At 66.7% G+C, this 18933-nt stretch carries 29 protein-coding genes; 3 read left to right on the top strand and 26 right to left on the bottom strand.

The annotated features are described in order from the left end of the window. Window positions 1–20 precede the first annotated feature (20 nt). From AC3A6G_RS15815 to AC3A6G_RS15775, 9 genes are all read right to left on the bottom strand, one after another. Window positions 21–1433, bottom strand: coding sequence for a HAMP domain-containing sensor histidine kinase (locus tag AC3A6G_RS15815; RefSeq protein ID WP_487874016.1), 1413 nt, complete (start codon window positions 1431–1433; stop codon window positions 21–23). Beyond that, window positions 1430–2125, bottom strand: a complete 696-nt coding sequence (locus tag AC3A6G_RS15810; RefSeq protein WP_487874202.1) for a response regulator transcription factor — start codon at window positions 2123–2125, stop codon at window positions 1430–1432. The genes AC3A6G_RS15815 and AC3A6G_RS15810 overlap by 4 nt, the downstream gene beginning before the upstream one ends. A gap of 109 nt (window positions 2126–2234) precedes the next feature. After that, window positions 2235–2729 carry a DUF4260 domain-containing protein gene (locus AC3A6G_RS15805; protein ID WP_487874015.1) on the bottom strand — a complete coding sequence of 165 codons (495 nt, stop codon included), beginning with the start codon at window positions 2727–2729 and terminating at the stop codon, window positions 2235–2237. Then, window positions 2722–3180, bottom strand: coding sequence for a Spy/CpxP family protein refolding chaperone (locus AC3A6G_RS15800; protein ID WP_487874014.1), 459 nt, complete (start codon window positions 3178–3180; stop codon window positions 2722–2724). The genes AC3A6G_RS15805 and AC3A6G_RS15800 overlap by 8 nt, the downstream gene beginning before the upstream one ends. 47 nt (window positions 3181–3227) lie before the next feature. After that, window positions 3228–3608, bottom strand: coding sequence for a DUF4148 domain-containing protein (locus AC3A6G_RS15795; RefSeq protein ID WP_487862467.1), 381 nt, complete (start codon window positions 3606–3608; stop codon window positions 3228–3230). Window positions 3609–3733: 125 nt separating this feature from the next. After that, window positions 3734–5527 (bottom strand): phosphoenolpyruvate--protein phosphotransferase, encoded by a 1794-nt coding sequence (gene ptsP, locus AC3A6G_RS15790; RefSeq protein WP_487865959.1) that lies wholly within the window; start codon window positions 5525–5527, stop codon window positions 3734–3736. 9 nt (window positions 5528–5536) lie between these two features. Further along, complete coding sequence (locus tag AC3A6G_RS15785) at window positions 5537–5806, bottom strand: HPr family phosphocarrier protein (protein ID WP_487862465.1); 270 nt, start codon at window positions 5804–5806, stop codon at window positions 5537–5539. Further along, window positions 5775–6233: a PTS sugar transporter subunit IIA gene (locus tag AC3A6G_RS15780; RefSeq protein WP_487862464.1), complete on the bottom strand. Its 459-nt coding sequence runs from the start codon at window positions 6231–6233 to the stop codon at window positions 5775–5777. Before AC3A6G_RS15780 ends, AC3A6G_RS15785 begins: the two co-directional genes overlap by 32 nt. Window positions 6234–6317: 84 nt before the next feature. Beyond that, window positions 6318–6854, bottom strand: coding sequence for a hypothetical protein (locus AC3A6G_RS15775; RefSeq protein ID WP_487865958.1), 537 nt, complete (start codon window positions 6852–6854; stop codon window positions 6318–6320). A gap of 106 nt (window positions 6855–6960) precedes the next feature. Here AC3A6G_RS15775 and AC3A6G_RS15770 point away from each other — a divergent pair, with 106 nt between their 5' ends. Next, window positions 6961–7458 (top strand): TlpA disulfide reductase family protein, encoded by a 498-nt coding sequence (locus tag AC3A6G_RS15770; RefSeq protein ID WP_487862462.1) that lies wholly within the window; start codon window positions 6961–6963, stop codon window positions 7456–7458. A gap of 77 nt (window positions 7459–7535) precedes the next feature. Here the strand turns inward: AC3A6G_RS15770 and AC3A6G_RS15765 are convergent, their stop codons facing one another. Continuing rightward, window positions 7536–8306 carry a histone gene (locus AC3A6G_RS15765; RefSeq protein WP_487874013.1) on the bottom strand — a complete coding sequence of 257 codons (771 nt, stop codon included), beginning with the start codon at window positions 8304–8306 and terminating at the stop codon, window positions 7536–7538. 209 nt (window positions 8307–8515) lie between these two features. Further along, entirely contained in the window at window positions 8516–8962 is a 447-nt protein-coding gene (locus AC3A6G_RS15760; protein WP_487865956.1) for a c-type cytochrome, read from the bottom strand. A 158-nt stretch (window positions 8963–9120) separates the two neighbouring features. Here AC3A6G_RS15760 and AC3A6G_RS15755 point away from each other — a divergent pair, with 158 nt between their 5' ends. Both AC3A6G_RS15755 and AC3A6G_RS15750 read left to right on the top strand, forming a co-directional pair. After that, a complete protein-coding gene (locus tag AC3A6G_RS15755) occupies window positions 9121–9828 on the top strand; it encodes a cytochrome b/b6 domain-containing protein (protein ID WP_487865955.1) in 708 nt (235 codons plus the stop codon). Next, entirely contained in the window at window positions 9825–10415 is a 591-nt protein-coding gene (locus tag AC3A6G_RS15750) for a GNAT family N-acetyltransferase (protein WP_487862458.1), read from the top strand. Before AC3A6G_RS15755 ends, AC3A6G_RS15750 begins: the two co-directional genes overlap by 4 nt. Here the strand turns inward: AC3A6G_RS15750 and AC3A6G_RS15745 are convergent. The 15 genes from AC3A6G_RS15745 to AC3A6G_RS15675 form a co-directional block, all read right to left on the bottom strand. After that, window positions 10412–10918 (bottom strand): redoxin family protein, encoded by a 507-nt coding sequence (locus AC3A6G_RS15745; protein WP_487874012.1) that lies wholly within the window; start codon window positions 10916–10918, stop codon window positions 10412–10414. The two genes, AC3A6G_RS15750 and AC3A6G_RS15745, sit on opposite strands and share 4 nt — an antisense overlap. Window positions 10919–10990: 72 nt before the next feature. Beyond that, a complete protein-coding gene (gene rpsQ / locus AC3A6G_RS15740) occupies window positions 10991–11260 on the bottom strand; it encodes a 30S ribosomal protein S17 (RefSeq protein WP_487862456.1) in 270 nt (89 codons plus the stop codon). 9 nt (window positions 11261–11269) lie between these two features. Continuing rightward, on the bottom strand, window positions 11270–11479 hold the full coding sequence (gene rpmC / locus AC3A6G_RS15735) for a 50S ribosomal protein L29 (protein ID WP_487862548.1): 210 nt from the start codon (window positions 11477–11479) through the stop codon (window positions 11270–11272). A gap of 55 nt (window positions 11480–11534) precedes the next feature. Continuing rightward, entirely contained in the window at window positions 11535–11951 is a 417-nt protein-coding gene (gene rplP / locus AC3A6G_RS15730) for a 50S ribosomal protein L16 (protein WP_021012789.1), read from the bottom strand. Window positions 11952–12003: 52 nt separating this feature from the next. After that, the gene (rpsC, locus tag AC3A6G_RS15725) at window positions 12004–12918 is read right to left on the bottom strand and encodes a 30S ribosomal protein S3 (RefSeq protein WP_280814123.1); all 915 of its coding nucleotides are present in this window, start codon (window positions 12916–12918) and stop codon (window positions 12004–12006) included. 17 nt (window positions 12919–12935) lie between these two features. Beyond that, entirely contained in the window at window positions 12936–13268 is a 333-nt protein-coding gene (rplV, locus tag AC3A6G_RS15720) for a 50S ribosomal protein L22 (protein ID WP_007838134.1), read from the bottom strand. Window positions 13269–13277: 9 nt separating this feature from the next. Then, entirely contained in the window at window positions 13278–13556 is a 279-nt protein-coding gene (gene rpsS, locus AC3A6G_RS15715; RefSeq protein ID WP_007838132.1) for a 30S ribosomal protein S19, read from the bottom strand. A gap of 10 nt (window positions 13557–13566) precedes the next feature. Beyond that, the gene (gene rplB, locus AC3A6G_RS15710; protein WP_055807934.1) at window positions 13567–14391 is read right to left on the bottom strand and encodes a 50S ribosomal protein L2; all 825 of its coding nucleotides are present in this window, start codon (window positions 14389–14391) and stop codon (window positions 13567–13569) included. A 2-nt stretch (window positions 14392–14393) separates the two neighbouring features. Continuing rightward, entirely contained in the window at window positions 14394–14729 is a 336-nt protein-coding gene (gene rplW / locus AC3A6G_RS15705; RefSeq protein ID WP_487862455.1) for a 50S ribosomal protein L23, read from the bottom strand. Further along, window positions 14726–15346: a 50S ribosomal protein L4 gene (gene rplD / locus AC3A6G_RS15700; RefSeq protein WP_487862454.1), complete on the bottom strand. Its 621-nt coding sequence runs from the start codon at window positions 15344–15346 to the stop codon at window positions 14726–14728. The genes rplW and rplD overlap by 4 nt, the downstream gene beginning before the upstream one ends. After that, window positions 15346–16026 carry a 50S ribosomal protein L3 gene (gene rplC / locus AC3A6G_RS15695; RefSeq protein WP_487862453.1) on the bottom strand — a complete coding sequence of 227 codons (681 nt, stop codon included), beginning with the start codon at window positions 16024–16026 and terminating at the stop codon, window positions 15346–15348. The genes rplD and rplC overlap by 1 nt, the downstream gene beginning before the upstream one ends. A 211-nt stretch (window positions 16027–16237) precedes the next feature. Then, a complete protein-coding gene (locus tag AC3A6G_RS15690; RefSeq protein WP_487874011.1) occupies window positions 16238–16762 on the bottom strand; it encodes a hypothetical protein in 525 nt (174 codons plus the stop codon). 20 nt (window positions 16763–16782) lie between these two features. Then, window positions 16783–18378: a hypothetical protein gene (locus tag AC3A6G_RS15685; RefSeq protein WP_487874010.1), complete on the bottom strand. Its 1596-nt coding sequence runs from the start codon at window positions 18376–18378 to the stop codon at window positions 16783–16785. A 147-nt stretch (window positions 18379–18525) separates the two neighbouring features. Beyond that, window positions 18526–18840, bottom strand: a complete 315-nt coding sequence (gene rpsJ / locus AC3A6G_RS15680; RefSeq protein WP_007838118.1) for a 30S ribosomal protein S10 — start codon at window positions 18838–18840, stop codon at window positions 18526–18528. 21 nt (window positions 18841–18861) lie between these two features. Next, window positions 18862–18933 (bottom strand): EF-Tu C-terminal domain-related protein (locus AC3A6G_RS15675; RefSeq protein WP_487861899.1); only part of this gene is annotated, 72 nt, incomplete at its 5' end.

The raw sequence follows: 18933 nt of genomic DNA, 5'->3' as shown, positions 1-18933 counted from the left end.
AGGCGACAGCGCGATCGCGCCTACAGCCGCACGATGATCCGGAGCCCGGGCTGCGCGTTGCGCACCGTCATGCTGCCGCCGTGCGCCTCGGCGATCAGCCGGCAAAGGTACATGCCGAGCCCGACGCCGCCGGTCGTCCGCGCACGCGCGCCGTCGGTGCGGTAGAAGGGCTCGGTCAGCCGTTCGAGCTGCGCCTCCTCGACGCCCGGGCCGTGGTCGCGCACCTCGATCTCGACGCCCTGCAACGCGGGTCCGTCGAGCACCGCGCGCAGCGCCACGCTGGGCGCGCGCGGCGCATCGGTGCTGTAGCGCAGTGCGTTGTCGAGCAGGTTGCGCAACAGCAGCCGGATGCGCGTGCGGTCGACCGAGTGCGGCGGCAGGCCTTCGGCCAGGTCGAGGTGCAGCTTGTGCGCGCCCGGCATTTCGGCCACGGTGTCGCGCACCAGGCCCGCAAGGTCGACCGGCTCGCGCAGCAGCGCCACATGCGGGCTCGCGAGCCGCTCGCTCTCGAGCAGGTCGCTGATCAGGTCGCGCATTTCGTTGAGGTCGCGCAGCAGCGCCTCGCGCTCGGCCGCGCCCTCGGCCCTGGCCGGCAGCAGCTCGGCATTCAGCCGGGCACGCGTGAGCGGCGAGCGCAACTCGTGGCTCAATGCGAGCAGCAGCCCGCGCTTGGCGTCGAGCATGGCCTGGATGTCGTTGGCCATGGTGTTGATGCGCTCAGCCAGGTCGCCGAGGTCGTCGTTGCGGCGCACCGGAATCGGTGCGGTGAACTCGCCGCGGCCGAAGCGCTGTGCACCTTCGCGGATGTCGATCAGCGGGCGCAGCAGCCGGTTCACATAGGCATAGCCGAGCACCACGAGCAGCAGCAGCATGCCGAGCGTGGCCCAGCCTGCAGCGCGCGGCGCGTTCTGCCAGAGCCGGGGCGACCAGCCGAAGATCACGCGATGGCCGTCGGCGGTCGGGCGGATGAACCATTTCTCGCCCGAGGGCTCGTCGTCGTCGCGGCCGTGCATCCAGCCGGCGCGGCCGTTGCCTCCGTCGTTGTCATGCGGGTGGGAATCCCAGTTGACCGCGGGCCCGACGATGCGGATCGTGATCGGCAGCCGCGCCACCAGGGCCTGTGCGCGCGCCACCTCGGGCGGTGTGCCGATCTCGGCCACGAGCCGGTCGGCATAGTCGACCAGCATCGGCTTCGCCGCCTCGGCCCAGCCGGTCGAGAACGCTCTTTTCATGCCGCCCATGAAGACCGCCGCCATGACGAGCGCGAGCAGCATGAACATCATCACGATCCGGATGCGCAGCGACCGGCGCCAGCGGCGCTTGCCCTGCACCTTCTCGTGCCACTGCGCATGCCACTCCCGGTGCAGTTCCTCGCCGCGGCAGGCAATGCCGTGCCAGGCCTCGCGCAGCCCGCGCCGGCGCTCGGCCTTCATGCAGGCTCGCTGCTGCGCGCCACGGCCAGCGCATAGCCGGCATTGCGCAGTGTCTTGATGCAGTCCAGCGGCTCGAGCTTCTTGCGCAGACGGCTCACCACGATGTCGACCGCGCGCGTGTAGAGCTCGGCTTCGTGGCCGCGCAGCCGGTTCAGGATGTCGTCGCGGCTGAACACCTTGCCGGGTTCGGCCGTGAGCAGCGCCAGCAGCTCGAATTCGGTGCCGGTGAGCTCGACGCGCTCGCCCTGCCGCGTCACCTGCCGCCGGTCGAGATCGAGCGTCAGGCCGTCGAACACGCGCAGCTGCGTGCCGGCCGGCGCGGGCGCCGCCGCGCGCTGGCGCCGCAGGATGGTCTGCACCCGCGCCACCAGCTCGCGCGGCTCGAAGGGCTTGGGCACGTAGTCGTCGGCACCGAGCTCGAGGCCCACCACGCGGTCCATCACCTCGCCGCGCGCCGTGAGCATGACGATCGGAATGTCGCTCTCCTTGCGGATCTCGCGGCACAGTTCGAAGCCGTCCATCTCGGGCAGCATCACGTCGAGGATGGCTGCGTCGTAGCTTTCGGCGCGCAACCTCGCGAGCCCTTCGCTCGGCCGCATCGCACTCTCGAGCGTGCAGCCGAAGCGTGCGAAGTAGGTCGCAAGCGGCGCGGCGAGGTGCTCGTCGTCGTCGATCAGCAGGATGCGCGGCATGGCGGGATTGTGCCTTCTGGCGAACAGTTGACTGACGATCAGGCCTGCGGGCATGTCGGCACCCCCGCCGGTGTCGGTGGTGTCCGTGTGGCGTGCCATCGCGGCATCCTCACCACGGGTCGGGCCTTCCGAGGCGGCCCAGGTGTGTCGCGCCGAAGCCCGCGGCATAGCGCAGGCCGAAACCGAGCGCGCGGTCGATCCCGATGTGGGCGCACCAGATGAGCCCGCCGGCCACGGCCCAGGGGGCGGCTGCCAGCACGCCGAAGGCAAGCAGCCCCACCGCGCCCAAATAGGAATGCGTGGTGTTGTAGAGCGCAGCGCCGATGCGCGGGCCCGCCCAATAGCCCAGCAGCGCGAGGTCGGGCGCCAGCAGCCACAGCGCGAACACACCCCAGCCGGAGCCGAACTGCGCATAGGCGGCCAATGCTGCGCCGAGCACCATGACGCCTTCGAGCCGCAGCAGCGTGCGCACGCCGCCGGCCACCGCCGCATCCTGCGCCCCCGCCGAAGCGGCGCTGCCAGCATGGGCCGAACGACTCGGACGAAGCGTCAGGTCGGGCGCCGACGCAAGTCGCGCGAAGACCGGCGCGGCGAGCCTAGCCATGGTGCTTCCAGCGGCGGCCGCCACGCGCCATGAAGTCACGCACCTTCTGCTGCTGCGCGGGATTCAGGTAGTCGAAGAAATCGGCCGCGGCGGCAATGACTTCAGGACTTCCGCTGCGCAGCGCCGCAGTCTTCTCTTCGACCAGCCGGGCGGCACCCGCCTGGTCGAGCTTGTCGCCGGCGAACAGGGCTCGAAACTGCGAACGCGGATCCTCGCCGCCGCGCATCGCCTCGCGCTGCGCCTGCAGCTTTTCGGCGAGCACCGTGAGCTTCTGCTTCTGTGCCGTATCGAGCTCCAGCTTGCCGCCGATGCGCTCGACCATCTTGGCGCGGAACTCCGCGCTGTCGCCGCTGCCCCAGCCATGGCGGTGGCTGGCACAGCCCGCGATGCTGCCTGCGACGACCGCGAGGCCGGCGAAACCGAAAAGGGTGCGCTTGATCCAGTGTTTCATGATGTTCCTTGATGGGCCCGGGGCCGGCTGCCCCGCGGGGCCGGGTTTCAGAGCCTGCTGCTGCCGGCGGCCGAGGCGCGTGCGTCGAACGGGTTCTGCAGGGTCGAGATGACCTTGCTGTTCACGCGCGAACCGGACGTCACGTTCTGGTCGGGCTGGGCTGCCGTGCGGATGGCCTCGGCCACGACGCTGGCACGGTCCTTCGAGACCGCCACGGTCTCGGGGCCGCGCGAGCCGCGCACGACGTTCTGGTTGGGCGCGGAAGCGGTGCGCACGGCCTCGGCATTGACGTCGGCGCGGCTCATGGCCGAAACGGCGGGATGCACGCCTTCATAGGTTTCGGCCTTGGCGCCGGCCGCAGCGAGCATGGCGAAGGATGCGACGGCAACGAGTTGCGGGAACTGCGAATACTGGGAGAGGGATTTCATGTCAGGTCTTTCTTTCGGTGGTGAAGAGGAGACCTGATGGTGCTTGCCGCGGCGCGGCAAGTCCTTTCGCCGCGGTTTCGGCGTGTTTCGTTTCTTTTCAGTGCGCGCGGCCGGCGCGCGCGCCGTCAGCCCGCCAGGGCCGCGGCCGGGTCGTCCGATTCGAGCACGCCCTGCGCCCAGGCTTCGAGCTTGGTGGTGTCGGCACGCAGCACTTCCTGCTTGACCGCGAGGATGCGCGAGGGATGCATCGAGAAGCTGCGCAACCCAAGGCCCAGCAGCAGGCGCGTGAAGGCCACATCGCCCGCCATTTCGCCACACACCGCCACGCCCTTGCCTTGGCGGCGGCATTCGGCAATGGTGTCGGCCACGAGCTTCAGCACGGCGGGATGCGCCGGGTCGTAGAGATGCGCCACGGCTTCGTCGGCACGGTCGATGGCCAGCGTGTACTGGATCAGGTCGTTCGTGCCGATCGAGAGGAAGTCGAAGTACTTCAGGAAGGTCTTGAGCATGAGCGCCGCCGCCGGAATCTCGATCATCGCGCCGAGCTTCACCTGGCCGTGCACGGCGCCGCGGTTGTCGAGCTCGGCGCGCGCGAAATCGATCAGCGACAGCGTCTGGCGGATCTCGCTGACGTGCGCGAGCATCGGGATCAGCAGGTGGATCTCGCCGTGCGCGGCCGCACGCAGGATGGCGCGCAGCTGGGTGAGGAACATCGCGGGATCGGCCAGGCTCCAGCGGATCGCGCGCAGGCCGAGCGCGGGGTTCAGGTGTTCCTGCTTGAAGCTGCCCTTGCCGTCGAGCGGCTTGTCGGCGCCCACGTCGATGGTGCGGATCGTCACCGGCATGCCCTGCATGCCCTCGACCGCGCGCTTGTAGGCCTGGTACTGCTCTTCCTCGTCGGGCAGACGGGTCTGGCGCTGCGACTCGCGGCCCATGAACAGGAACTCGCTGCGAAACAGCCCCACGCCCACGGCGCCGGCCTTCATGGCGCCGACGGTGTCCTCGGGCAGCTCGATGTTGGCGAGCAGGTCGACGCGCTGGCCGTCGAGCGTGACCGCGGGCTTGTGGCGCAGGCGCGCGAGCCGGCCGCGCTCGAGATCGCCCTGGCGCTGCTTGAAGCCGTATTCGGCCAGGATGATCGGCGAAGGGTCGACGATCATCACCCCCGCATCACCGTCGATGATCACCCAATCGTCCTGGCGCACGAGCTGGCTGGCCGAGCGCGCGCCCACCACGGCCGGAATGTCCATGCTGCGCGCGATGATCGCCGTGTGCGAGGTGCGCCCGCCGACGTCGGTGACGAAGCCGGCGAACACGCTCTTCTTGAACTGGAGCATGTCGGCGGGCGAGAGATCGTGCGCGATCAGCACCAGCGGCACGTCGAAGCCGTCGCCGGCCGTCGGGTCGTCGTCTTCTTCGGAGGCCGGGCGCTTGCGGCGCGGCGGGCTCGGCGCGAGCACCGCGGCCGTGCCCTTCATGCGATGCAGCAGCCGCTCGACGACCTGTTCGAGGTCGGCCTTGCGCTCGCGCAGGTACTCGTCCTCCATCTCGTCGAACTGGCGCGCGATGATCTCGAGCTGCGTGGTCAGCGCCCATTCAGCGTTGTAGAGCCGGTCGGTGATCCAGTGCTTCACGCCACCGGTGAGCGCCTCGTCCTGCAGCAGCAGCTGGTGCACCTCGAGCAGCGCCGCGAGCTCGTGCGGCGCATCGTTGGGGCCCATCTGCGACACGCTGGTCTGCAGTTTGGCGAGCTCCTCGGCCACCTGGTTGCGCGCGCTGCGCACACGGTCGATCTCGGTTTCTATCTGCTCGGGCTTGATGAAATAGTGCGCCACGTCGATGCGGCTGGACACCACCAGCACCGCACGCCCGATGGCGATGCCACGCGCAACGGGAAGGCCGTGGATCGAGATCGTCATGCCGGGACCTTATTCACCCTCGCCGAACTTGTCGTCGATCAGCTGGAGGAGGGCCTGCATGGCCTCTTCCTCCTGCGGACCGTTGGTCTCCAGCTCCACCGTGGCGCCGATCCCCGCGGCCAGCATCATCACGCCCATGATGCTCTTGGCGTTGATGCGGCGATCGCCGCGCGAGAGCCACACTTCGCAGGGAAAGCTGCCGGCGAGTTTGGTGAGCTTGGCAGATGCACGCGCGTGCAAGCCCAACTTATTGCTGATGGTCACGGATTTCTTGATCACTGTGCTTTCTCTTGGCCTGATTCTGGGGAGCCGCCACCGCCACCTGCATGACGCCCGCGGTGCCGCCCGCGATGGCGCGCTGCACCAGCGAGTCGAGCGGCTCATGGCGGTAGGTCACGGCGCGCAGCAGCATCGGCAGGTTGACCCCCGCGATCAGCCGCGAACGCACGCCGTCCACAAGCTTCTGCGCCACGTTGCAGGGCGTGGCACCGAACACGTCCGCGAGCACCAGCACCTGCGAACGCGGCGCGTGGAGCTGCTGCGCGAGCGTGATGCGCGCGGCAGCCAGCGTTTCCTCGGGCGACACGTTGGGCAGCACGTCGAGCGCGACGATGTGCTGCTCGCAATCGGGGAACACATGCAGCGCGCACCGCCGCAGCGCCTGCGCGAACGGTGAGTGGGCAATGATGAGGATGCTGCTGTTCATGCGGGACGGTGGAGGACGCGCTGATTATGCGGGGCGCTCTGGCGGAAGTAGAGGGGGAACATCACGCAGCAGGCGTCCCGCGGTTCAGGGAAGGCGCAGACCCTCGAAAAAGGCTCCCGCCGCGTCTGACGCCGAAGGGCGGCCGAGCACGGTTGCCTGGTACAGCGCCACCCGCCCGTCTTTCTGCCGTTGCGCGAACCAGAGCACCTGGAGCGGCGCGGCGCCCGGCTGCGGCGGCGCAGCCTCGAGCCGCACGGGCGCCGGCGTGGTGGCCGCGTTCTTGAGCGTGGCCGGCGCTTCGCGCGCCTGGGCTTCGCCCAGCTGACTGCGCGTGGCGGCACGCCAGGCGATGAGCCAGGCTTCGGCCTGGGCCGGGTCGTTCGCGGACGCATGGGCCACGGCAAAGGTCGCGCCACCCGCTTCGCAACCCGCCATCGCGATGCGCACCGCTTCGGCGCCGAGGGGGAGGGCGCGCTCGGCCCGGTCGGGCTTGCAGGGCAGCAGCGCCACCAGGCCAGCCTCGGCGATCGGCACCTCGCGCCAGTTGAAGGTGGGGCTGCAGGCGGCCAGCACGGCGGCGGCGGCCAGCGCAGGCCAGGAACGGGAAACGGGCAATGGCATCGACCGCGATTATCCGGCCGGCCGCCCAGGTCGGGCGCAGCGGCCCCATGCCTGCACGATCGGCATGGCGGAACTAAAATCGCGCCGCCCTTCTCCATCGGACGCCATGAAAAAATACATCGCCGCCACCGCCGTCGCCCTTGCCGTGGTGGCTGGCGTGGGCGTGTACTTCGGCTCCGGCGCCACCGCCGCACCGGCATCGACCTTCGTGCTGCTCGACGGCAGCAAGAAAAGCACCGATGACCTGAAAGGCAAGGTCACGCTGGTCAACTTCTGGGCCACGAGCTGCGTGACCTGCGTGGCCGAGATGCCCAAGGTGATCGCGACTTACGACAAGTACAAGTCGCAGGGCTACGACACGCTGGCGGTGGCGATGAGCTACGACCCACCGAGCTACGTCGTCAACTTCGCCGAAACCCGCAAGCTGCCGTTCAAGGTGGCGATCGACAACACCGGCAGCGTGGCCCAGGCCTGGGGCGACGTGAAGCTCACGCCCACCACCTACCTGGTCAACAAGAAGGGGGAGATCGTCAAGCGCTATGTCGGCGAACCCGATTTCGCCGAACTCCACAAGCTGATCGAGAAGCTGCTCGCGGAGGCTTGAGGCAGCCGCGTTGGGGCGTGAAAAAGCCCGCCGGCTGGCGGGCTTTGTTTCGACGGATTCGTGCCCGGTGCGTTGGATCAGGGCGCAGCGGTCTTGGCGCTTTCCACCGCAGGCTTGTCGCCGACTGCCTTGGCGGATTCAGCGCCGGGCGCCTTCGCAGCACCGGTTTTCGGGGATTCGACCGGCTTCACGGGGGCGGCCTTCGGTGCCGCGTCCTTTGTGACTTCGGCCGGTTTCACAGCGACCGGCGTCGGTGCCACGGCAGGCGCGACCGTCACCTCCTTGGCCTTGTCGGCGGTCTTGGCGCTGGCTTCCTTCGCGGGCTCGGCCGGCTTCACTGCCGCAGCGGCCTTCGGGGCTGCTTCCTTTGCGACTTCGGATGGCTTCACAGCGACCGGCTTCGGCGCCGCGGCCGCTTCGCCCCTCATCTCCTTGGCCTTGTCGGCGCTCTTGGCGCTGGCTTCCTTCGCGGGCTCGGCCGGCTTTGCGGCCGCGGCCTTTGGTGCGGCTTCCTTCGCCACTTCGGCCGGCTTCACAGCAACCGGCTTGGGTGCCGCGGCGGCGGCGCCCATCGTTTCCTTAGCCTTGTCAGCGGGCTTGGCGCCGGCTTCCTTTTTGGCCTCGACCGGCTTCACAGCGGCGGCCTTGGGGGCCTCGGCGGCACCGGACGCTGCGTCCTTGGCCTTGTCCATGGACTTGGCACCAGCCTCTTTGGGCGCCTCGGCCGCCTTTGCGGCACCCGGCTTCGCAGCCGTTGCTGCTGCGCCGGCTGGTTCCTTTACCTGGGCATCCTGGGCCGAAGCGGGCGTCACGAAGACGGCCATTGCCAAAGAAACGGCCACGGCCATGCGGGTGTAGGCAAACTCAGTCATTCGAATTCCTTCCTGTTGGTTGATCGCATCGGGAGCGGCATGCGCTCCCGATCGACAGCCAAGCATGGCGCCGATTGCGCGCCATCGTCGTCAGAAAAGGTGTATTTCGACTCTGATGTCTGCCATTGGCGGCGAATTGCGGGAATTTTCCGCGGCACACCTCACCGCCAGACCTTTGTTAGCGGTCACCGATTGCGGAAATCGTCGTGGCAGGCCTTGCAGCTCGCGGCCGCCGAGCCGAACTGCGCCTTCAACGCGTCGAGGTTGCCCGCCTTGGCGGCCACCGCCAGCTTGCCGGTTTCGGCGATCATCTTGTCCTGGAGCTCCTTGAACTTGGCGGCTTCCTTCCACACTTCAGGCTTGCTCTTGCCGCCCTCGGTGCCGGCGCCGAAGCCGGCCCACGGTAGCTTCGCCATCTCGGCCACGATCTCGGCGTTGGCGCTGGCGGCCGCGGCGTCATACGGGGCGCGGCCGTTGGCCATGGCACCGACGCGGCCAAAATGCTGTCCCATCACGAACAGCGCACTCTGGCGGTACTTGATGGCGTCTTCGGTCTTGGCAAACTGGGCCGCGGCCGGCAGCGACAGGGCGGCGCATGAAGCGGCCAGGGCATACAAAGCAAGTCGAATCATCGGGAGTCCTCGTTGTGGGTTCGACACCGTCGAGCGCGGCGCCGGGCCGAGTGTAGGGGCAGCACTGCCGCGCCGCATAGCAACAACCCGATGCATGCGGCGGCGCGGACTTTGCTAATCTGCGCCTTCCGCAGATTTCTGCGCAGCCTGCCTTTTCGATGACCGACTCCTCCGCGGCCGCCCCGTCCAGCGAGCCCGTTCCCACGCGCATCTGGGACCTGCCGACGCGCGTCTTCCACTGGGCGCTGGGCGTCGCAGTAATCGGCCTGATCGCCACCGGCCTCGGCGGGGTGATGGAGTGGCACTTCCGCCTCGGCTACGCGGTGCTCGCGCTGTTGCTGTTCCGCCTGCTCTGGGGCTTCGTCGGCGGGCGGTGGTCGCGCTTCGCGTCGTTCTTCTATGGCCCCGGGTCCGTCCTGGCCTACCTGCGCGGGCGGGCCCATCCCGACCATCTCATCGGGCACACGCCGCTGGGCGCGCTGTCAGTCTTTGCCGTGCTCGCGGTGCTCGCGTTGCAGGTCACCACGGGCCTCGTTGCCGACGACGAGATTGCCGCGGCGGGGCCGCTCACCCGCTTCGTCTCCGGCGAGGTCGTGAGCCTCGCCACGGGCTGGCACAAGGGTTTCGGAAAGACGATCGTGATGGTTCTGGTTGGCCTGCATGTGGTGGCCGTGCTTTTCTACGTGCTCGTGAAACGACACCGGCTGGTGCGGCCGATGCTCTCGGGCGACAAGCTGATCGCCGCCAATGCACCCACCGCCCGCGTGACGCCGAGTCGCGACGACACCGCCTCGCGTGGGCTCGCGCTAGCGCTGTTCGCCGTGTGCGCCGGCATCGCGTACTGGATTGCCACCCTGCGCCTATGAGCTTTTCGGTTTCACGCCCCCTGCCACTGTCGGACACGCCGGCCGTCGTGCTGCTGACGCCCGACGATCCCGTCGAGTTCGACGCCGCCCGCGCGCTCTTCCGCGACTATGCGGCTTCGCTGAAGATCGACCTGTGCTTCCAGAACTTCGAGGAGGAGCTGGCGACACTGCCCGGCGACTATGCCGAGCCGCGGGGCGCGCTGCTGCTCGCGCTGGTCGACGCGGCGCACATCAAGGAAGAAACCGGCCAGCGCGCGCCGACCCTGCGGCGCGCCAACGGTGCAGTGGCGCATGTGGCCGGCTGCTGCGCACTGCGGCCGCTCGACAACACCGACTACGCCAACGCCGCCGAGATGAAGCGCCTCTTCGTGCGGCCCGGCTTCCGCGGCCTGGGCGTGGGACGACAACTCGCCGAGGCGATCCTCGACGCGGCACGCGGGGCCGGCTATGGCTGCGTGCTGCTCGACACGCTCGACGATATGGAGTCGGCGCGCGCCCTCTACGAAGACCTGGGCTTCGTAGAGGTGCCGCCGTACTATCACAACCCCATTGCGGGGGCGCACTACCTGAAGGCGGATCTTTATTAGCCGCGCGCTTGCGCCAGCAACGTGTCGGCGTCGCTCACTTCGAACTTGCCGGGCGCCTCGACGTTGAGCGCGGCAACCTTGCCGTCCTTCACGAGCATCGAGTAGCGGTTGCTGCGCAGGCCCATGCCGCGGCCGGTCAGGTCGAGCGTGAGGCCGGTGGCCTTGGCGAACTCGGCACTGCCGTCGGCGAGCATGCGCACCTTGGTGCCGGTCTTCTGGTCGCGCGCCCAGGCGCCCATCACGAACGCGTCGTTCACGCTCACGCACCAGATCTCGTCCACGCCCGCGGCCTTGAAATCGTCGAAGTGCTGCACATAACCCGGCACGTGCTTGGCCGAGCAGGTGGGCGTGAAGGCACCGGGCAGCGCGAACAGCGCGATGGTCTTGCCGGCCGCGGCCTTGCTCACCTCTACCGGGTTGGGGCCGATGCTGCAGCCCTCGCCCTCCACTTCCGAATATTCCTGCAGGGTTGCCGAAGGAAGGGTGTCGCCGACTTTGATCATCTGAATGCTCCTGAAAAAGAAAAACGGCCCACATTGTGGGCCGTTTCGCGAGGGGCTGTTGCCAGCCGGGGATCAGACCAGAAGGGCCTTCTGGACCAGGCGGGTCACGACCCAGTTCTTGGTCTTCGAGATCGGGCGGCTTTCGGTGATCTCGATGGTGTCGCCCAGCTTGTACTCGCCATTTTCGTCATGGGCGTGGTACTTGCTCGTCTTCGCCACGATCTTGCCGTAGAGCTCGTGCTTCACACGGCGCTCGACCAGCACGGTCACGGTCTTGGCACGCTTGTCGCTGACCACCTTGCCGATCAAGGTGCGCTTGAGGGATTTTTTAGCTTCCGTCATGTTCACTCCTTACTTGGCGGCTTGGGTTTCTTGGCTCTTCTGAGCAAGAATGGTCTTGGCGCGAGCGATGTCACGGCGCGTCACGCGCAGCGTGGCGGTGTTCGACAGCTGTTGCGTGGCTTTCTGCATGCGCAGACCGAAATGGGCCTTCTGCAGGTCCTTGATCTCGGCTTTCAGGCCTGCAACGTCCTTCTCGCGAAGGGTTGCAGCCTTGGTCACCTTGGCGGGCGCCGCGGTGTCTTTTTTCTTACGTGTTGCCATGGATGTTCTCCTCTCAGGCGCCGAGCTGGCGAGCGACGAACGTCGTGCGCAGCGGAAGCTTGGCGGCAGCCAGGCGGAACGCTTCGCGGGCGAGTTCTTCGGGCACGCCGACGATCTCGAACACGATCTTGCCAGGCTGGATCTCGGCGACGTAGTACTCCGGATTGCCCTTGCCGTTACCCATCCGGACTTCGGCGGGCTTGGTCGAGATCGGCTTGTCCGGGAACACGCGGATCCAGATACGGCCACCGCGCTTCACGTGACGCGAGATCGCGCGACGAGCGGCTTCGATCTGGCGCGCCGTGAGGCGGCCGCGATCGGTGCATTTGAGACCGAAGTCACCGAAGGCAACCGAGTTGCCCCGGGTTGCGATGCCGGTGTTGCGGCCCTTTTGTTCCTTGCGGAACTTTCTTCGTGCAGGTTGCAGCATGTTTTGTTACTCCGTGAGGGCCCCAGGTGCTTGCGCACCCGGGAGCGACCGATTACTCGGTCTTGGCACCGTCCGCTGCTGCAGCGGGCGCGGCTTTTCGGACGCGCTTAACGGCGGGTTTCGAGTCTGCACCGGCTGCGCCGGTTGCTTCTGCGGGCTTGTCGCTGCCATCGGCCGGCGCGGTGTTGCCACCGATCGGGCCACGGGCACCGGCACGCGGGCCGGGACCACGACGGTCCGAACCCGGACGGTCGCCACCCGGGCGGCCATCGCGGCGCGGACCGCGCGGACGACGTTCTTCTTCGGGACGCGGCGTTTCGACCGCCGGCAGGTCGTTACGACCCAGCGTGTCGCCCTTGTAGACCCAGACCTTGACGCCAATGACGCCGTAGGTGGTCTTGGCTTCCGAGGTGCCGTAGTCGATGTCGGCGCGCAGCGTATGGAGCGGCACGCGACCTTCGCGGTACCACTCGGTGCGGGCGATCTCGATGCCGTTCAGGCGGCCAGCCGACATGATCTTGATGCCTTGGGCACCCAGACGCATAGCGTTCTGCATGGCGCGCTTCATGGCGCGGCGGAACATGATCCGCTTCTCGAGCTGCTGCGTGATGCTGTCGGCGATCAGCTGCGCATCGATTTCGGGCTTGCGCACTTCTTCGATGTTGACGGCCACCGGCACGCCGAGCTGCTTGCCCAGTTCGCGCTTGAGGTTCTCGATGTCTTCGCCCTTCTTGCCGATCACGACGCCCGGACGAGCCGAGTAGATCGTGATGCGTGCGTTCTTGGCGGGACGCTCGATCATGACGCGCGACACCGAAGCGTTCTTCAGCTTCTTCTTGAGGTATTCGCGCACCTTGATGTCTTCGGCCAGCATGCCCGCGAAATCGCGGTCGCTTGCGTACCAGCGGCTGGACCAGTTACGGGTCACCGCAAGGCGGAAGCCGGTCGGATGGATTTTCTGTCCCATATTTCTTCCAGGCGTTCTTAGTTGCCAACCGTCACGTACACATGGCACGTGGGCTTGCTGATGCGGTTACCGCGACCCTTGGCGCGCGCCGTGAAGCGCTTGAGCGTGGCGCCCTGCTCGACGTAGATGGTCTTGACCTTCAGTTCGTCGATGTCGGCACCGTCGTTGTGCTCGGCGTTGGCGATGGCCGACTCGAGCACCTTCTTGATGATCACAGCGGCCTTCTTCTGCGTGAATTGCAGAACGTTGAGCGCTTGATCGACCTTCTTGCCGCGGATCAGGTCAGCGACCAGACGGCCCTTGTCGACCGAGAGGCGGACACCGCGGAGGACTGCACGTGTTTCAGACATGGTCGTTCCTTACTTCTTCTGGACTTTCTTGTCCGCGGGGTGCCCCTTGAACGTGCGCGTGAGCGCAAATTCGCCGAGCTTGTGGCCGACCATCTGGTCGGTGATGTACACGGGCACGTGCTGCTTGCCGTTGTGTACGGCAATGGTCAGGCCGATGAATTCGGGCAAAACCATCGAGCGACGCGACCAGGTCTTGATCGGCTTCTTGTCCTTGGTCGTCACGGCCTTGTCGGCCTTGGCCACGAGGTGGTGGTCGACGAACGGACCCTTTTTGAGAGAGCGAGTCATTGGCTATCCCTTACTTCTTGCGACGCGACACGATGAAGACCTGCGTGCGCTTGTTGTTACGGGTGCGATAGCCCTTGGTCAGGTTGCCCCATGGGTCGACAGGATGGCGGCCTTCGCCAGTCTTGCCCTCGCCGCCACCATGCGGGTGGTCGACCGGGTTCATCACCACGCCGCGAACGGTCGGGCGAATACCCATGTGACGCTTCACACCGGCCTTGCCGAGTTGGCGCAGGCTGTGCTCTTCGTTGGCCACTTCGCCGATGGTCGCGCGGCATTCGATGTGGATGCGACGCACCTCACCCGAACGCATGCGGACCTGGGCGTAGACGCCTTCCCGAGCCAGCAGCGTGGCCGACGTGCCGGCCGAACGTGCGATCTGCGCGCCCTTACCGGGTTGCAGCTCGATGCAGTGGATCGTCGAACCCACCGGAATGTTGCGGATCGGCAGCGTGTTGCCGGCGCGGATCGGGGCTTCCGAACCGCTCAGCAGCGTTGCACCGGCTTCCAGACCGCGCGGGGCGATGATGTACCGGCGCTCGCCGTCGGCGTAGCAGACCAGGGCAATGTGGGCGGTGCGGTTCGGGTCGTATTCGATGCGTTCGACCTTGGCCGGGATGCCGTCCTTGTTGCGCACGAAGTCGACAACGCGATAGTGATGCTTGTGACCACCGCCGCGATGGCGAATCGTGATGTGACCGTTGTTGTTGCGACCGGCAGCCTGGAACTGCGGCTCGAGCAACGGCGCGTGAGGGGCACCCTTGTACAGGTGGTCCCGCGAGATCTTCACCGCGCCGCGTTGGCCCGGCGAAGTGGGTTTCATCTTGATGACGGCCATGATTAAGCGCCTTCCCCGACGAGGTTGAGCTCTTGACCTGGCTTCAGGATCACATAGGCCTTGCGAACGTTGTCGCGGCGGCCGATGGACTTGCCAAAGCGCTTGGTCTTGCCCTTGGTGTTGAGCACCGACACGCCCTGGACTTCGACCTTGAACATCAGTTCAACTGCGGCCTTGATCTCGGGCTTGGTGGCGTCTTGCAGCACCTTGAAAGTGACAGCGTTCGACTTCTCGCCGACCATCGTGGCCTTTTCGGACACGATCGGGGCGACCAGCACCGCCATCAGGCGGCCTTCTTCGAACGTACGTTCAGCAGCGGTAGGGTTCACGCGGCTCATGCGAACATCTCCTTGAGCTTGTCGACGGCACCCTTGGTGACCAGCACCTTCTTGTAGTGAACCAGCGACACCGGATCGGCGTAACGGGGCTCGACCACGAGGATGTTGACCAGATTGCGCGAGGCAAGGTACAGGTTTTCGTCGACTTCTTCGGCGATCACGAGCACGGACTCGAGATTCATTGCCTTGAAACGGGCGGCCAGCGGCTTGGTCTTGGGCGAATCCACAGTCAGCGAATCCACCACGGCCAGACGGCCTTCGCGAGCCAGCTGCGAGAAGATGGAGGCCATGCCGGCGCGGTACATCTTCTTGTTGATCTTCTGCGAGAAATTCTCGTCAGGCATGTTCGGGAAGATCCGGCCACCCCCGCGCCACAGCGGCGAGGACGTCATACCGGCACGGGCGCGGCCCGTTCCCTTTTGCTTGAAAGGCTTCTTCGTCGAGTGCTTGACCTGCTCGCGGTCCTTCTGAGCACGCGTGCCCTGGCGGGCGTTGGCCTGGAATGCAACGACGATCTGGTGGACCAGGTCTTCGTTGTAATCACGGCCGAACACGGTCTCGGGGGCGTCGAACTTCGACGCGGCCTGGCCCTGTTCGTTCAGGAGTTCGAGTTGCATTACTTCGCTCCTTCGGCCGCTTGCGGCTTGGCCTTGATGGCGGGACGCACGGTGACGAAGCCGCCCTTTGCGCCCGGGATCGCGCCCTTGATGAGCAACAGTTGACGTGCTTCGTCGATGCGGAACAGGTCGAGGTTCTGCGTCGTGCGGGTGACGTCGCCGAGGTGGCCCGTCATGCGCTTGCCGGGGAACACGCGACCGGGGTCCTGCGCCATGCCGATCGAGCCGGGCACGTTGTGCGAACGGCTGTTGCCGTGCGACGCGCGTTGCGAGCTCATGTTGTGGCGCTTGATGGTGCCGGCGAAGCCCTTGCCGATCGAGGTGCCCTGCACGTCGACCTTCTGGCCAACGGCGAACACGCTGCTCGCGGCGATCACGGCGCCAGGCTTGTGCTGGTCGGCGGTATCGGCGGGAACGCGGAATTCGCGGATGATTTCACCAGCTTCGACACCCGCCTTGGCGAGGTGGCCGGCTTGCGGCTTGGTCACGCGCGAAGCCTTGCGCGAACCGAACGTCACTTGCAGCGCGACGTAGCCGTCGGCCTCTTGCGACTTGATCTGGGTCACACGGTTGTTGGACACATCCACCACCGTGACAGGAACTGCGTCCCCGTCATCGGTGAAGAGACGCATCATCCCCACCTTGCGGCCCAGCAACCCGAGGGAGTTGCTCAGACTCATTTGTTTTCTCCAAAAAATGGATCCTCTTTCGCCGCTGCCACTTCAATTGGCAACAGCGTTTAGCCGGTCGACCGATGGTTTCGCGGCTTGCGAAAGAAGGTTGATAAATCTCCGCCCTCCACTGTGCAGGCGTTTTCGCGCAGGCGCAATTTGGGCAGAGCCGGCGATTATAGCCCGGTCCGCCAGGTTGGCGCAAGCGACCGTTCGCTGCCTATTTGACAGGCAGTGTGATGATGCGCTCGCCGTCGGGCGTGGTTTTCATCTCTCCCGTGGACTTCAGCGCGGGCGCCGACCCGCCGGTCTGGATCGGGATGGAAATCACGCTCGAGACGCCACCCTGGCTGATGAACACGTTGAGGTAGGCCAGGCCTTGGCGTTCGCTCGCGACGCGCACGGTGGCCGTGCTTCGGCCTTGCGGCAGCGTCAGCGTCGCGCTCCCTTGCAGGCTGAGGCCCGAGTCGGGGGTCAACTGGACCGTGGCGCCGTCCGGTGCGGTCACACCGTCGAACTGCAGGACCACGGGCGTGGGCTGGCCGGGCTGCGGCGTGGCACCGACCTGGTACTGGACAACGACGCCGGAGCCGCCGGGCTTCTGGCCGGCGGTGCCCGGCGGCACCGCGCCCTGCTGCCCGCCTTTCGGCGACGAGGGCCCGCCGCTGGCCAGGACCGTTGCCGGCACGGCCGCCGCCAGTACCAGGCACACAATGGCCAAGGACGGATTGGAACGGAAGTTCATGGCGGCCTTTCGTCTTGCTGCTATTGGATGGAGACGTTGAAGCATCTCTGCGTTCCGGGATTGCCGAGGTCGGACACGGCCAGGACGTAGTCGCCGCCGGACAGGGAGACCGTGCTGTCATTCCGGGCGACCGACCCGCCGCGGAAGATCTCGAAGGAGGCTGCAGAGCCCGGCGGGCCGCTGACGGTGACCACGTAGCTGCGACTATCGGGCGCCGTGAAGCGGACGTAGGAGTAATTACCGAGCTTGTTGCCCAGGCCGGCCTGGCTGGAGACGCAGGCCCGAACCGGCGGCGCGCCCACGCTGGTGCGCCTGTACAGCGGGATCGTGTCGGGAATCCCGCCGCTATTGCTTTCCGCCTCGCCATAGGGATCGTTCGTCGCGGCGATGTTCTGCCCGGCGAGCAGGGCGGCCAACGCCCCCGCGCTGCCCGGCGCCGTCGCATTGAAGGCGGCCGCGAAGCTGTGGATCGAAGTCACGGCGGCGCCGCTCCTGAACTGGAAGCCGGTCAGCGTGTCATGGATCGGCTTGAAGCCGACTTGCTGGTCGAGGTTCCAGAGGATCGACTGGATCGACGGTTCCCGGTACCAGCCCGGTATGCTGGTCGCACCGGCCGACAAGTCCATATTGAGCGATCCAATAGAGTCCGACTGCCCGGCACCCAGCGAATCGACGTAGTTCCGACGCGCCAGCGCAATGCCCGACCACGCATTGCCGAAGCCTTCGGAGAAAGCCAACCGGCGATCGAGCAATTCCTGCTGCGCATGGGAGCCGCCCATCGAATCGTCACGGCTGAAGGCCGACTGGTAGTAGTGCCCCCATTCGTGGGCGATCACCGAGCTGTCGTACTCGTCGGTGTCGGCGTCTTCCTTGCCGAGCACGTAGATTTCGCGTCCGCTGTCGCGGTTCCAGAAAAATGTCGTGCCGATTTGTCCCGCGGGCAGGTTGATCACGGGTCCCGTCTTCGCATTGTTGGGGCTCCAGAAGACCTTCAGCGGCGGGAATGCCGACGCGGGCGCGACCGACAAGACCTTTTGCATCGCGGTGTAGACGGTATCGAGGATCGCAAACGGTGCGGCCGCTCGCTCGCCGGTGTAGCCCGAACCGCCCCAGCCCGAGGGCGCATGCAGGTCGCGCACCTGGGCGGCCGCGCCGGAAGAGAAAGCACCGGTCTGCAGCGCGTAGAGGGCGCTCGAACGGGTGTTGTCCCGCACCGTGACGTCCCAACTGGCCCCAGGACCGCTGCGGATCAGCTGCGCGCGCACGCGCACCGAGATCATTGCGTTGGCTGGCACCGGGACCGCATAGGCACCGCTGTCGGTGGTGGTGGTGGTGGAGAGCACCGCCGAAGTGCCCGCATCGAGCACTTCCACCATGGCGCCGCGTACCGGCTTGGGAGCCGAAGCGGCGTACACCAGCGGACCGCTCTGGTTCGGTACGAATTCGTAGGTGGCGGTGCCGCTCAGGACCACCGAGCCCGGCGCCGGCGCCACCGGCAGTGGAAAGCCGATCAGTCCGCCCCCGCCGCCTCCCCCTCCCCCACCCCCACCGCAGCCAGCGAGAAAAAGGACGGCGATGCAGGCCGCCACACATGCCAGAAAGCGCTTGTCGTTCATTGCTGGTCCGTCCTTGTTCCAGTCGCGGTCGATGCCCCCTTGAACAGCAGGCCGTTGGGCGAGGATGCCACATCCAGGAAAGCAAACAAAAAGCCCGCCTGCATTTCTGCAGGCGGGCTCGCGCTGGTTGACGCGGAGAAAGCCGGATTACTGCAGCTTGATCTCGACGTCGACGCCAGCCGGCAGGTCGAGCTTCATCAGCGCGTCCACGGTCTTGTCGGTCGGGTCGACGATGTCCATCAGGCGCTGGTGCGTGCGGATCTCGAGCTGGTCACGCGACGTCTTGTTGACGTGCGGCGAACGCAGGATGTCGAAACGCTTCATGCGGGTCGGCAGGGGCACGGGGCCCTTGACGATCGCGCCAGTGCGCTTGGCGGTGTCGACGATTTCGGCTGCCGACTGGTCGATCAGCTTGTAGTCGAATGCCTTGAGGCGGATGCGGATTTTTTGCTTGGTGGCCATGGTGCTTCCTTTGCGTCCGGCTTAGATGTCGAGGATCTTTGCCACGACGCCCGAACCCACGGTGCGGCCGCCTTCACGGATGGCGAAGCGCAG

The sequence above is a fragment of the Variovorax sp. Soil_C_26 genome, assembly GCF_057657075.1.
The sequence above is the reverse complement of the archived record's forward strand: the minus strand, read 5'-3'. Positions and strand labels throughout refer to the sequence as shown.